Source organism: Delftia sp. 11MD (genome assembly GCF_050907895.1).
Taxonomy (GTDB): Bacteria; Pseudomonadota; Gammaproteobacteria; order Burkholderiales; family Burkholderiaceae_C; genus Comamonas; species Comamonas tsuruhatensis.
Genome location: NZ_CP194333.1, coordinates 13,201 through 27,172, shown reverse-complemented (window position 1 = coordinate 27,172; position 13,972 = coordinate 13,201). Strand labels below are relative to the sequence as shown.

Below are 13,972 nucleotides of genomic sequence, written 5' to 3'. Positions count from 1 at the left end.
TCCGCTCCCATGACCGATACGCAAGACACCCCGCTGCGGCTGCAGCGCGAAGGCGCCATCGCCACGCTGACCTTCCACCGCCCCGCCGCCCTCAACGCCATCGACGTGCCCATGGCGCTGGCGCTGCGCGACGCCGTGCGCGCCCTGGCCCAGGACCGCGCGCTGCGCTGCGTGGTGCTGGAAGGCGCGGGCCGCGCCTTCATGGCGGGCGGCGACCTGGACACGCTGGCCGCCGACCCCGTGCGCGGCGCGGCCGAGCTGCTGGCGCCGCTCAACGAGGCCGTGGCGCTGCTGGGCCAGCTTGATGCGCCCGTCATCGCCAAGGTGCATGGCGCGGCGGCAGGCGCAGGCCTGTCGCTGATGCTGCAGGCCGACTTCGTCTGCGCGGCCGAGGGCACACGCTTCAACCTGGCCTACATCAACCTGGGCGCCAGCTGCGACGTGGGCGCCTCCTGGGCGCTGCCGCGCATCGTGGGCCTGCGCAACGCGCTGGAGATCGCCATGCTGGGCGAGACCCTGGACTGCGCCCAAGCGCAGCGCCTGAGCCTCATCAACCGCGTCCTGCCGCGCGCCGAACTCGACGCCGCCGTGCAGCAGCTGGCCCAACGCCTGGCCGCCGGTCCCACGGTGGCGCTGGGCCATATGCGCCGCCTCATGCGCGCGGGCCTGGACCGCAGCCTGCGCGACCAGCTGGCCGCCGAGGCCTGCGCCTTCGATGCCTGTGCGCGCACGGCCGACCTGCCGCGCGGCATTGCGGCGTTCCACGCCAAGCAGGCGCCGCAATTCGAAGGCCGGTAAGGGCCTGTGAGGATCGGCGGGCAGGGGACCATCCATGCCTGACACCGAGGTGGCTGCGCAAGACTGCGCCCGCCCGGCACAATGCAAGCCACCCCCGTGTTCATCGCTTCGAGGAGCTTCACCATGACCCTATGCGACGTCTTCGTCGTCGGCACTGCGCGCACCGCCATCGGCACCTTCGGCGGCAGCCTCAAGGACGTACCCAACACCCAGCTGGCCACCACGGCCGTCAAGGCGGCCATGGAGCGCGCGGGCCTGGCGCCCGACGCCGTCGGCCACGTGGTCATGGGCAATGTGATCCCCACCGATACCAAGGACGCCTACCTCTCGCGCGTGGCCGCCATCGATGCGGGCTGCCCCATCGAGACGCCGGCCTTCAACGTCAACCGGCTGTGCGGCTCCGGCCTGCAGGCCATCGTCTCGGCCGCCCAGGCCATTGCGCTGGGCGATTGCGACGTGGCCATCGGCGGCGGCAGCGAGTCCATGAGCCGCGGCCCCTACTTCGACCAGGCCGCCCGCTGGGGCGCGCGCATGGGCGACGCCAAGAGCATCGACTACATGCTGGGCATCCTGCACGATCCCTGGCAGAAGATGCACATGGGCATCACGGCCGAGAACGTGGCCGAGCGCTACCACATCAGCCGTGAAATGCAGGATGAACTGGCAGCGGCCAGCCACCAGCGCGCGGCCGCTGCCATCGCGGCCGGCCACTTCAAGGAGCAGATCGTTCCCGTGGAAATCGCCACGCGCAAGGGCGTCGTGGTCTTCGACACCGACGAGCATGTGCGCGCGGCCACCACCATCGAAGTGCTCAGCGCCATGAAGCCGGCCTTCCGCAAGGAAGGCGGCACCGTGACGGCCGGCAATGCCTCGGGCATCAACGACGGTGCCGCCGCCGTGGCACTGGCCGCAGGCGATCGCGTGGCTGCCCTGGGACTGAAGCCGCTGGCGCGCCTGGTCGGCTACGCCCATGCCGGCGTGGACCCCGCCTACATGGGCATAGGCCCCGTGCCGGCCACGCAGAAGGTGCTGCAGCGCACGGGGCTGAAGATTGCAGACATGGACGTCATCGAGGCCAACGAGGCCTTTGCGGCCCAGGCCTGCGCCGTGATCCAGCAACTGGCGCTGGACCCGGCCAAGGTCAATCCCAACGGCTCGGGCATCTCGCTGGGCCACCCGGTCGGCGCCACGGGCGCCATCATCACCACCAAGGCCATCGCCGAACTGCAGCGCACGGGCGGCCGCTATGCGCTGGTGACCATGTGCATAGGCGGCGGCCAGGGCATCGCAGCCATCTTCGAAAGGGTCTGAGCGCCCTGGGGGCGCGGCGATGTTTCACATGAAACATTGCCGGCCCGGGTGCCCGGCTGTTGGCTCAGAACGGCGCTTCTTCAGGCGCCGTGTCCACGGGTGCCGTGGCCGGCCCCGTCAGCGCTCCACGGCCCGATTCCGCTGCGCGCGGTGCCGTCGCGGGAGCTTGGGCAGCAGGCGTCTGCAGCGATGCGGGAAGATCCTGGCCCAGGCCCGTGCGCCCTTCCCCGCCCAACGCCTCGATCAGATCGGGGATGAGCCTGGACAGCTCGCCCGTGGCAATCGCCACGTCGGCATCGAAGCCGCCGTCGTCCTGCGACTGGCCTTCCATCACGGCATCGAGCAGCGCGATCTTGCGGATCTGCAGGCCCTCGGTCAGCACAAAGCTCACGCGGTCGTCCCAGGTCAGCGCCAGGCGCGTGGGCAGCTTGCCGTGCTCGATGTGCTGGCGCACCTCGTCGATGTCCAGCGGATGGCGCGCATAGCGCACCACGGCCTTGGATTCGTCGGCGGCCCTGAGCTCGCATTCACGGTCAATCGAAAAGCCGGCCGGGCTTTCCTGCGTGGTCAGCCAGTGCGCCATGGCGGCCTGTGCGCTGGTCTGCGTATCGACCAGGGCCAGCGCAAAGCCTGTGAGGCCCTCCACCAGCGAGCTGACCACCTCGTCGGCGCGCGCCTGGCTGCCGGTGTCCAGCACCAGGGTGCGGGCCTGCGGGTCCAGCCAGACCCACATGGCGCCCTGCTTGGTGAAGGCCATGGGCAGCAGGTCCAGCTTGGCCTCGTCCTTGAGTTCCTTCTTTTCCTTCTTGCCGGGCTTGCGGCCTTCGGTGGCCTCGATGTGGGCGGCCTTCTCGTTGACGCGGCGGTTGAGCACGCTGGCCGGCAGCATCTTGGCCTCGGTCATGAAGCGCATCACCCACTGATTGGCCACGGACTCGGCCAGCGGGCCATGGGGCTCGCCGCGCGGCGGCACCCAGCCGGCGCTGCGCTCCTGCGTGGCGCCGCACTCGGCAAACGGGCTCTTGCCCAGGGCTTCTTCAAGCTGCTGCAAATCGCCCTGCCAGCTCTCGGCAATGCGATAGACGATCATGTTTTTGAACATAGCGAACCTTTGCTCGGACGGACTGCGGCTGCGCCGCAGCAGGGGTGTGCAACACCGGGCTGCGCCGCCTCCATCCAGAGGGAGAAAACAGAAAAAACAGCAGGGGCGCCATGCCTTGGCGCCCCGCCCGGCCATTGTGCATGCCTGGCGCCGGACAGCGCTGCACAAGCTTGTCAATTCTTTACAAGCCCTGCGCAAAACCACACGGCCCCGATACATCGGACGACCACACTTCAACCATCCGCTGCACAGGGCCCGCCAAGTGCCTTGACGGCGGCCTTCAGTCACCCTCTCCAGAAAGGATTTTGGAATGACCACCACCTTCCGCCGCACCCTCGCCAGCGCCGCAGCTGCCACCGCCTTGCTGGCCTCGTTCGCCCTGCCCTCGTACGCCCAGACCGCCGCGCCGGCAGCACCGGCTGCAGCCACCACGCCCAAGCCCGAACGTCCCATGCACAAGCCCGGCGAGCGCCGCGAGCACATGCAGCAGCGCATCGCCAAGCTCAAGGCCGACCTCAAGCTCACGCCGGCCCAGGAGACCGCATGGAACACCTATGCGGCCACCTTCAAGCCCGGCGAGCGTCCCCAGCGCATGGAGCGCGAGGACTTCGCCAAGCTGACCACGCCCCAGCGCATCGACAAGATGCGTGAAATGCGCGCCCAGCGCGCGGCCGATGCCGATCGCCGCGGCGAAGCCACCAAGGCCTTCTACGCCCAGCTGGACGCCAACCAGCAAAAGACCTTCGATGCCGCCACGCTGCACAAGGGCCACCCCGGCCACCACGGCATGGGCCACGGCCCGCGCCATGACCACAAGAGCGGCCAGGCCCGCCCTGCCCCGGCACCTGCCCAGTAAGCGCCGGCCTGGCCTGCCTGCCACCGGCGGGCAGCCGGATTGCTTGAGCCAGCCCTTGCACGGACGCCTTGTCGGGCGACCGACAGTGCAAGGGCTTTTTTGCTGACGCCCCGGTCTTCACCAGCCTCCCTAGAGTGTTACAGGCACAGCAACGTGTGCCGCCCCCGGAGAAGATCACATGGCCCTCAAAATCATTCAAACGACGCCATCCAGCTACCAGCGCCTCGCCAAGGCACGCATCCATCCGCCAGCACGCCTGGCAGCGACCGTGATGCTGGCCTTCGCAGGCGCTGTCCTGCCGATGGCGACCCAGGCGCAATCCTTGGCGCCGGAATCCACCCCTTCCCTGTACCTGCAATATGGCGCAGCCGAGCGCAGCGCCGACAGCTGGACCCTGGGCGTTACCGTGCCCTGGCGCAACTGGCGCCATGCGCTGTGGGGCGGCCAGCTCAGCGGCTACTGGGATATCTGGGGCGCGCGATGGTCCGCCCCCCTGGAAGGCAGCCACCGCAGCACCTGGGTGGTGGGCATCAATCCCACGCTGCGCTGGCGTGGCAGCAACGGACAGTCGCCCTGGTTTGCAGAAACCGGCGTGGGTCTGAGCTGGGCACTGAACCGGCGCTACGTCACGGACGAGAAGGAATTCCCGACCCGCTACAACTTCGCCACCCATATCGGCGTGGGCTACCTGTTTGGCAACCAAGGCCAGCATGAACTGGTGCTGAGGCTGGAGCACCATTCCAACGCTGGCATCAAGAAGCCCAACCCCGGCGAAAACTTCCTGCAGCTGCGCTACGCCCACCATTTCTGATCACGGTTGCAGATCCCGGCAAGACCACCTTCGAGGTGGTCTTTTTTTGTCCTCAACCACCCTGTGGAAAAACCTGGGCATAAAAAACTCGTAAATCCATGCTTATCCACAAGGAGGATGCGCCATGGAAAGTTGTGCCCAAAACGGGTGCAGCAGCGAAGCAGCATCCACCACAGGGTTTGAAATGTCTTAAGTTGTTGATTTTTATAAGATAAATTCAGTTATCAACAATTAAGCACTTCACTTACTACTACTACTAATTAAAAAATAAGAGAGATAGGAATAACAGCCAAGGGCGGTTTTTCACAGCGGCAAGACCGTTCTGGATAAAAAAAGGCAGCCGGTCCATCAGGAAAAACGGCCTGTCAACAGGTCACAGCACTGCCAGACCATGTGCTCATCCATGTCTGGCAAGTCTTGTTTTCACCTTGGTAAACAAAAAAATCCTTTTAGATCAACAACTTGAAGTTCAATAAAGGAAAAAATTCACCTCGCACAAAACTGTGGATAGATGAAGACCAACTCAACAGTTATCCACAGAAAAAATCGAAACAGGCAAACTATCCCCGTTCGGGAGACACCGGGAACAGGGCTTTGATCACATGTTTTTCAATCGGGCAAGACATTGTTTTTTTTGAGGAATAGAGAGTTATCCACAGAGATGTCATGCCTTTACTACTACGACTATTCTTTATAAGAAGATCAAAGAACAACCGAAGGCGAAGTCACGCGGGAAGCGAAGGCCGAACGGTTTTTCAAAAAAAACAGACGTGCCAGGTTGTCTGGAGCCTGGGCATGTCCAGACGAGGGACTGCTCCAGCGAAATTGGCGCGCCTGTGTTCAAAAAATTCCGGAACGGCTCGCGCGCCATGGCCGTATGCACGAAGACGCACGAAGACAAGACTTCCTCGCGGACACGCAGGAACGCTGTGGAACGGCCGCTTTTCCACAACGGGCTGTGCACTGGACGTGGAAGACTTCAGGAAAAAGCGGCCTGCCAGGCGGACGCAAGCGGATGCGCCAGAGGCAGTGTTCGGCCATTCAAAAAAATTCAACCCCTTGTTGCCGGCCTGCAAGAGGACTGCGCATCCAGATCAGGAGCAGCAGATCCAGTCCAGGCAAGGGCAATCACGAAAAGTGATGGCTGCTGGCGCACCAGGGCAAGAGGATGTGAATCAGCCCGAGCGCTTCAGCGGCCTGCAGAGGACCGTGGAGGCTTGGCAGCTGTCAGGCCCTGGGTTGCCCGCGCAAGCGCGTCCTGGGCGTTCCACAGGCCTGTTGGAGGGGTCTGTTGGCGGGTATGGCGGGGCCGGGGAGCAGGCACGGTCTGCGAGATCCAGCGGGATCAGGGGAACGTGCTGCACAGGCATGCAGGGAGATGCGGGAGCCGGGAAATACGGTTGCCCACAGGCTGTGTGCAAGTGGCCTGTGGGCAATCGGCAAGCTCGCTGATTGAAAAAACCAGCCGTGATCAATGACTTGCGTATGCAAAGGAATGCAGTGGCGACAGGGCGCGGCCTGTTTTTCGCATGCTTTCCACAGGGTCGGGCTCAGCGTGCCGGGCGGCGCTGCAGGGCAAAGGGCGGCAGGCCCTTGAGCAGCTGCTGGCCATAGCTGGTGTTCACCAGGCGCCGGTCATAGCAATACACATGGGCCTGGTCTTCCTCGGTGCGGATGGCGCGGCCCACCCACTGGGCCAGCCGTATCGCCGTGGCCGGCACCACGAGTTCGTTGAAGGGGTTGCGGCCGCTGCTGCGCAGCCATTCGGCGCGGGCCTCGCCCACGGGGTCATCGGGCGGGGCAAAGGGCAGCTTGGTGATGAACAGGGACTCGCACAGCGCGCCGGGCAGGTCCAGGCCCTCGCCGAAGGACTGCATGCCGAAGATGATGGAGGGCTCGCCCATCTCCACGGCATCGCGGTGGCGGGCCAGCAGCAGGGCGCGGGGCATGGCCGTCTGCACCAGCACCTGCGAGCGCATGGCCGTGGACAGCGCATCCACCGCCAGGCGCATCTGCTCGCGCGATGTGAACAGCACCAGGGCGCCGGCCTGCACGTGGGACAGGTCGCCCAGCAGCGCGTCCACCATCTCCTGGGTGAAGCGGGCGGCCTCTTTGGGGTCGGCCACGGTCTCGCGCGCCACCAGGGTGCCCTGGCGCGCGTAGTCGAAGGGGCTGGGCACTTCCAGCGTGGTCACGGCCGCATCGTCGTGCAGGCCGGCCTCGCGCAGGAAGAAGTCGAATTGTCCACAGCTGGTCAAGGTGGCCGACGTGAGCACCGCGCCGCGCACCTGGGACCACAGGTGATGGCGCAGCGTGGCGCCGGGCAGGATGGGGCTGGCATGGGCCTTGACCACGATGTACTCGCCATCTGTCTCCAACGTGAACCATTTGGCATTGGGCACGCGGCTACTGTCGTCATCCTGCGCCGGCTGCTGCATCAGCAACTGGGCCGTGTCATAGACGGATTCCAGGCGGGGTGCCAGTGCGCCAACCTGTGCATAAGCTGTAGACAGCCTGCGTGCTTCCTCTGGATTGTCCTTGATGGCGGCGCGCAGCGCCTTGGAGATGGCGCGCAGCGCGTCCAGAAAGCTGTTGGCATGGTGGGCCGCCCTGCCCAGCGGCTCCAGCAGGGGCTCGGGCAGCATGCCGCGCGGCACGCGCACCCGGGCCGGCCCCCAGCTGTCCTTTTGTGACTTGAGCGTATCGCCGTACAGCTCCATCACCAGGCGCGCCAGTTCCTGCAGCTGCTGGCGCAGCTGGCTTGCATGGCTGGGCAGGTCGGCCAGTTCCTCCACTTCGACCAGGGTATTCACGCGCAGGGCGCGGCTGGTCAGCTTGTCTATCCAGCCCAGGCGGCTCAGGTCCATCTCGCCGGCGAACTGGCCCAGCGCCGTGGCGGGCAGATGGTGGGCTTCGTCCAGCACCAGAAGGCAGTTGTCCAGCTCGGGCAGCAGCCGCGCGCCCAGGGAGGACAGCAGCAGATCGTGGTTGGCCACGATGACCTGGGCGGCCACCAGGTCCTTGCGGCGCTCGTAGTAGACGCAGTTGCTGAAGGCCGGGCAGTGCTTGCCCGTGCAGGACGAGGATTCTGCCGCCACGGGGCTCCAGGCCTCGGCCTCGGGCGGGGTTTCCAGCGAGTCGCGGTCGCCGTCCCAGGCCTGGCTGGCCAGCGCGTTGGCCATGCTTTTGTAGAACTGCATGCGCGCCTCCAGCTCCAGGGCCGGGCGTGCCACGCGGCTTTGGGCCTGGGCCTTTTCCTCGGCGAACAGATCGTCCAGATCCTCGTCCTGGGCCTCGCCGGTGCTGGCCAGCCGCTCCAGCTTCAGTTTGCAGACAAAGCGGCCCCGGCCCTTGGCCAGCGCGAACTTGAAGGGCTGCTCCAGCTGCTGGGCCAGCGCGGGCAGATCCTTGTTCACCAGCTGTTCCTGCAGGGCCACGGTGGCCGTGGAAATCAGCACCCGGGTGCCGCGCGCCAGCGCCATCGAAATGGCGGGAATGCTGTACGCCAGCGATTTGCCCACCCCCGTTCCGGCCTGCACCACGGCAATGGACCGGGTGGGCTCCGGCGCGCCCTCATCGATTTTTCCCAGCTGGGCCTGGCTCAAGGTCTGCGCGACCTGGGCTGCCATTTTTCGCTGCCCCTCACGATTTCGGAACCCCGGGATGGCTCCGACCACGTCATCGAAGGATTTCAGGGCTTGGTCAGCCCATTTTTTTTCATGCATTTCGGCGTATTTCGACCAGATGGATCACTTTGGTCCGTCTGTTTATAAGGATTCGTACAGTGATATGTATTAAATAAGATGCGAAATCTTATGGAATACAGCGCACAAAGCGCGTTTTTCGTATGCCGTACAGCCTACAAGCTGCACGTCATATGGATCACTGCACCCGCCAATCGCATGTGCGTACAGGTGGGTATCGGTGGCCGGGATGGACATCTGTCCACCGGCTGTTCCTGGATTGTTCCCATGGCCGTTGATGGCTGTGCGCGTGGCTGCATCCACAGTCTTGCCCACAGCTGCCAGGGTGTGCGGCCTGTGGTCAATCTTGTGTGCATGCTGTTGGCATGCCTGTGGATTGATGGAGTAATTGTCGCGATTCATCGTTGATTTGCAACGAATTTTTCGCGGATTCAGGTTTGCTGCAATTTGCAGAAGGTGATGGAAGTTGTCACCACTGTGGAAAACAGGGCCTGTGCAGATCTCTGGCTTTGCAGGGTGCATTTTTCCCCGGGATATCCACAGGTCTGCCGCCGCTGCGGCCTGGCCTGGGTCCCACGCCAGGCGGCAGGTCCGGGACCGCGCAGGCTGTGCGCCGCGGACCGCGCCGGATCTCGCAAAAGTCCGCCAAAGGCACAGACCATCCCCGCCGGGGACAGGTCCCGGGGGCGAGCCCAGGGCATGCGAGTGCCTTACCAAACGGTAATGAAGGCTTCACGCACGCCGGAAGATGCGTTTTCTAGCATCTGTTTCATCTCAGGAGACAAGGGTCGGCTCGCTGCAGTCCCTGCGCTCCAGGCATGGATTGAAGGGGCAAGAATGATCAAGACACTTGCGGGCCTGCCCACGGCAGCCCGGTTTCCGGCGGCCTCGGCATGCGCCGTCATCGCCGTGGCCTGCCTTGTGGCGGGCTGCGATGCATCCAAGGCATCGGCACAGAACGAGCCTGCCGCGCAGGCGCCCGCGCCCGCCGGCGTGGTGCGGGTCAAGCCCGAGTCGCTGAAGATGCTGGACATCGCCGCGGTGGCCGATCCGCAGGGCACGCAGATGGCCTGGGCGCCGGCGCGCGTGACCTTTGCCGAGGACCGCGTGGCCACCGTCTCGGTGCCGCTGGCCGCGCGCGTGGTGTCCGTGCGTGCCCACGTGGGCGACATCGTCAAGGCCGGCGACGAGCTGGCCACCCTGGTCAGCCCCGAGGCGCTGCGCGTGCGCTACGAAGTGGAAGCTGCCCGCAGCGCGCATGACGTGGCCACCGTGGAAGTGCGGCGCCAGCAGACCATGGTGGACAAGGGCGTGGGCGTGGAGGTGGATCTGCGCGCGGCCCAGGCCAAGCTGCGCGAGTCGGCCCAGGAGCTGGCGCGTGCCCAGGGCACGTCGGCGCTGCTGGGGCAAGGCGGCGGCGACCGGCTGGTGCTGCGTGCGCCGCGCGCCGGCGTGGTGGCCGAGCGCAAGGCCGTGGTCGGCGCCTCGGTCGAGCCCAGCGGCGAGCTGTTCCTGATCGGCGATCCCTCCGCCATGAACGTGGTGGCTGATGTCTTTGAAAGCGATCTGCCCGGCATCCGCCTGGGCAGTGCCGTGCAGGTCGATGTGCCGCAGCTGCCCAAGCCCCTGACCGGCACGGTGCGCCACCTGGGCGCCACGCTGGACAAGGAATCGCGCCGCGCCTCCGTCATCGTGCAGCTCGATGCGCAAAACCCCGTGCTGCGTTCCGGCATGCAGGCGCGCGTGGGCCTGCAGGTCTCCAACGAGCACGAGATGCTGATCCCCGTGACGGCCGTGCTCATCAAGGATGAAAGCCGCAGCATCGTCTTCGTGCAGACCGGCGAGCTGCAGTTCGAGGCCCGCACCGTGGTACTGGGCCGGCCCTCGCGAGGCATGGTGCCCGTGGTGTCGGGCCTGAAGTCGGGTGAGAAGATCGTCGTGCGCGGTGGCCTGCTGCTCGACGGCGCAGCCAGCCAGCTGCTCTGATCGCGGCAAGGAGTCCCATCAATGCTGCGTTCCCTGATAGCGTTTGTGGTGCACCGGCGGCTCGTCGCCCTTTGCGCCACCCTGATCATCGCCATCTATGGCGTGTATTCGTACCTGCACACGGCCATCGAGGCCTATCCCGATGTGACCAATGTGCAGGTGGGCGTGATTGCCCAGGCGCCGGGCCTGGCCCCCGAGGAGGTGGAGCGCCAGATCACCCAGCCGCTGGAGCGCGAGCTCAACGGCACGCCGGGCCTGGTGTCGCTGCGCTCGGAGAGCTACTTCGGCCTGGCCATGATCAACCTCGTCTTCAATGACGAGGCCGACAGCTTCCATGCGCGCGCCGAGGTGTCGCAGCGCCTGCCCCAGGCCAATCTGCCCGACGGCGTCACGCCCGAGATGGCGCCCGACTACACGCCGCTGGGCAAGATCTTCTACTACCGCCTGAAGAGCGACCGCCACACGCTGGCGCAGCTGCGCACCGAGCAGGAATGGCGCGTGGTGCGCGTGCTCAAGCAGGTGCAGGGCGTGGCCGACGTGGTCAGCATCGGCGGCTTCGTCAAGGAGTACCACGTCGAGGTCGATCCCGAGAAGCTGTATGCGCTGGGCCTGTCGCTGGAAGACGTGAGCGATGCCCTGTCCAAGTCCAACCGCAACGTGGGCGGCGGCCTGATGCGCCGCGGCGAGCAGTCGCTGATCATCCGCGGCATCGGCCTGCTGCGCACGCCGCAGGAGATCCAGGGCGTGGTCGTGGCCATGCGCGGCAGCGCGCCCGTGACCATTGGCGACGTGGCGCGCGTGGTGCAGTCGCACACGCCGCGCCAGGGTTCGGTGGGCATGGACGATGCCGACGACGTGGTCCAGGGCATCGTGCTGCTCAAGCGCGGCGAGAACCCCTCGGTGGTGCTGGACCAGATCCATGCCAAGGTGGCCGCGCTCAATGACGGCGGCCTGCCCGAGGGCATGCACATGGAGACCAACTACGACCGCTCCGATCTGGTCGGCCACACGCTGGGCACGGTGCAGCACAACCTGCTGTTCGGCGCCACGCTGATCGTGGGCGTGCTGTGGCTGTTCCTGCGCAGCCTGCGCGGCTCGCTGATCGTGGCCACGGTGATCCCGCTGTCGCTGCTGGTGGCCTTCATCGGCCTGCACCTGCTGGGCATGCCGGCCAACCTGATCTCCATGGGCGCCATCGACTTCGGCATCATGGTGGACGGCGCCGTGGTGCTGGCCGAGAACATCATCCGCAACGCCCGCCTGCGCAAGCCGCAGACGCAGGCGGACATGCGCCACATCATCATCGACTCGGCCGTGGCCGTGGCCAAGCCCACGCTGTTCGCCATGGCCATCGTGATCGCGGCGCTGATCCCCGTGTTCTCGCTGGAAAGCATCGAGGGCCGCATCTTCCGTCCGCTGGCCATGACCTACAGCTTCGCGCTGCTGGGTGCCCTGGTCTTCGCCATGGGCCTGGTGCCGGCGCTGTGCGCGCTGTTCCTCAAGCCCCAGCACGTGATGGTGGAAGAGCCCAAGATCTTCGACCGCGCGCACCACGGCTACCAGCACTGGATCGGCAGCCTGCTGGGCGCCGGGCGGCGCCGTGTCATGGTGGTGGTCGCCTCGCTGGCCATCCTGGTGGCGGCCGGCCTGTCGGCCGCCTGGCTGGGCACGGAATTCCTGCCCGAGCTCGATGAAGGCGACGCCTACGTGCTGGTGCAGATGCCGGCATCGATCTCGCTGGAAAAGGGCCAGGAAGTGCTGCGCGACGTGCGCCTGCGCCTGAAGACCTTCCCCGAGGTCATCACCGTCACCACCGAGCAAGGCCGTCCCGAGTCCGGCACCGACAACGAGACGCTGAACCTGGCCAAGGTGCTGGTGCGCCTGAAGGGCCACGGCGAATGGCGCAAGGGCCTGACCAAGCCCCAGCTCATCGAGCAGATGCGCGCCACGCTCAGCGAGATTCCGGGCGTGTCGTTCAACTTCGCCCAGCCCATCCGCGACAGCGTGGAGGAATCGACGTCCGGCGCGCGCGGCCAGGTGGTGCTCAAGGTCTTCGGCCCCGACATTCCGCAGCTGCGCTCCATCCTGCAGCAGACCGTGGACCTGGTGAAGGACATCGACGGCGTGGTCGACCTGGGCCTGTACCGCGACGCGCCTGCGCCCCAGGTGCACGTGGAGTTCGACCGCCAGGCGCTGGCGCGCCAGGGCATTGCCATGGAGACCGCGCAAAAGACGCTGGAGGCGGCGCTGGCCGGCAACATCTCCACCACGCTGTGGGAAGGCGAGTACCCCGTGCCCGTGCGCGTGCGCCTGCCCTACGTGGACCGCATGGATGAGGAACGCATCCGCAACATCGCCATCCCCCTGCCCAATGGCGCTGCGGGCGGCTCGGTGCCGCTGCACTCCGTGGGCCAGGTGGCCATCAAGATCGGCAACTCCTCCATCTTCCGCGAAGGCAATGCGCGCTACATGGCGCTCAAGTTCAACGTGGAAGGCCGTGACATCGGCTCCGTGGTCAAGGACACGCTGGCCACGTTCAAGAAGAACGTGAAGATCCCCGAGGGCTACCAGGCCGTCTGGGGTGGCGAGTGGGAGAACCAGCAGCGCGCGGCCGCGCGCCTGAAGATCGTGGTGCCGCTGTCGCTGATCATCGTCTACGCCCTGCTGTTCGGCGCGCTGGGCCAGGCGCGCAGCGCCGGCATCATCTTGCTGTGCGCGCCCTTCACCATGGTGGGCGGCATCGCGGCCCTGCACTTGGCGGGCATCGAGCTGTCCATCAGCGCGGCCATCGGCTTCATTGCCTTGCTGGGGCAGGTGGCGCTGGCCGGGCTGCTGGTGATCTCGGCCGTGGAGGAGCTGCGACGGCAAGGCATGCCCATGATGCAGGCCCTGGTCGAGGGCGCTGCCGAGCGCATGCGCTCCATCGTGCTCGTGGCGCTGCTGGCGCTGCTGGGCCTGCTGCCCATGGCGCTGTCCACGGGCGTGGGCAGCGAGACGCAAAAGCCCTTCGCCTCCGTGATCGTGGGCGGCATGGTGGTGCTGCCCCTGGTGGCCCTGGTGCTGCTGCCCGTGCTCTATGCGCTGCTGGGCCCCAAGAACATGTTGACGCAGGAAGAACTCGATGAAAAAGAGTGATAGCCCCCTGAGCGGCTTCGCCGCTTCCCCCTCTCGCTTCGCGGGGGGGACGACGCCCTCGCCGCGAGGCGGCTCTTGCTCGGCGTCCCTGGCTTTTGGTCGCGCCGGTTTTGCAGGCAGCGCCCGTTATCGGGCCCTGTTTGTGGCTGTGGCGCTGTGCTGCGGGGCGGGTTCTGCGCTTGCGCAGCAGGCTGTACCCGCTGTACCGGGCGGGGCGGCTGTGCCGGCCATCACTGCGGCGCCTGCCTCCGAGGTGGCTCCGGCGGCTG

Annotated in this window: 9 protein-coding genes; 6 read left to right on the top strand and 3 right to left on the bottom strand. The window is 66.2% G+C overall.

Annotated features, from left to right (window positions below; all coding sequences use genetic code 11):
• Window positions 1–9: 9 nt before the first annotated feature.
• Window positions 10–798, top strand: coding sequence for an enoyl-CoA hydratase/isomerase family protein (locus ACRSCF_RS00100; RefSeq protein ID WP_034365430.1), 789 nt, complete (start codon window positions 10–12; stop codon window positions 796–798).
• A gap of 123 nt (window positions 799–921) precedes the next feature.
• Entirely contained in the window at window positions 922–2,109 is a 1,188-nt protein-coding gene (locus ACRSCF_RS00095; protein ID WP_244387683.1) for an acetyl-CoA C-acyltransferase family protein, read from the top strand.
• Between the two features lie 64 nt (window positions 2,110–2,173).
• On the opposite strand, the gene ACRSCF_RS00090 is transcribed toward ACRSCF_RS00095, so the two are convergent.
• A complete protein-coding gene (locus tag ACRSCF_RS00090; RefSeq protein WP_034365433.1) occupies window positions 2,174–3,211 on the bottom strand; it encodes a recombination-associated protein RdgC in 1,038 nt (345 codons plus the stop codon).
• 310 nt (window positions 3,212–3,521) lie between these two features.
• On the opposite strand from ACRSCF_RS00090, the gene ACRSCF_RS00085 reads away from it, so the two are divergent.
• Together ACRSCF_RS00085 and ACRSCF_RS00080 are read left to right on the top strand one after the other, a co-directional pair.
• On the top strand, window positions 3,522–4,067 hold the full coding sequence (locus ACRSCF_RS00085; RefSeq protein WP_016447272.1) for a Spy/CpxP family protein refolding chaperone: 546 nt from the start codon (window positions 3,522–3,524) through the stop codon (window positions 4,065–4,067).
• 178 nt (window positions 4,068–4,245) lie between these two features.
• The gene (locus ACRSCF_RS00080; protein WP_034365435.1) at window positions 4,246–4,878 is read left to right on the top strand and encodes an acyloxyacyl hydrolase; all 633 of its coding nucleotides are present in this window, start codon (window positions 4,246–4,248) and stop codon (window positions 4,876–4,878) included.
• A 1,550-nt stretch (window positions 4,879–6,428) separates the two neighbouring features.
• Here ACRSCF_RS00080 and dinG read toward each other — a convergent pair.
• Together dinG and ACRSCF_RS00070 are read right to left on the bottom strand one after the other, a co-directional pair.
• On the bottom strand, window positions 6,429–8,603 hold the full coding sequence (dinG, locus tag ACRSCF_RS00075) for an ATP-dependent DNA helicase DinG (protein ID WP_083281183.1): 2,175 nt from the start codon (window positions 8,601–8,603) through the stop codon (window positions 6,429–6,431).
• Window positions 8,604–8,672: 69 nt separating this feature from the next.
• Window positions 8,673–9,104 carry a hypothetical protein gene (locus ACRSCF_RS00070; RefSeq protein WP_244387682.1) on the bottom strand — a complete coding sequence of 144 codons (432 nt, stop codon included), beginning with the start codon at window positions 9,102–9,104 and terminating at the stop codon, window positions 8,673–8,675.
• A 315-nt stretch (window positions 9,105–9,419) separates the two neighbouring features.
• On the opposite strand from ACRSCF_RS00070, the gene ACRSCF_RS00065 reads away from it, so the two are divergent.
• The gene (locus ACRSCF_RS00065; RefSeq protein ID WP_016447268.1) at window positions 9,420–10,568 is read left to right on the top strand and encodes an efflux RND transporter periplasmic adaptor subunit; all 1,149 of its coding nucleotides are present in this window, start codon (window positions 9,420–9,422) and stop codon (window positions 10,566–10,568) included.
• A 21-nt stretch (window positions 10,569–10,589) separates the two neighbouring features.
• Window positions 10,590–13,703 carry an efflux RND transporter permease subunit gene (locus ACRSCF_RS00060; protein WP_016447267.1) on the top strand — a complete coding sequence of 1,038 codons (3,114 nt, stop codon included), beginning with the start codon at window positions 10,590–10,592 and terminating at the stop codon, window positions 13,701–13,703.
• The last annotated feature ends 269 nt before the right edge of the window (window positions 13,704–13,972 follow it).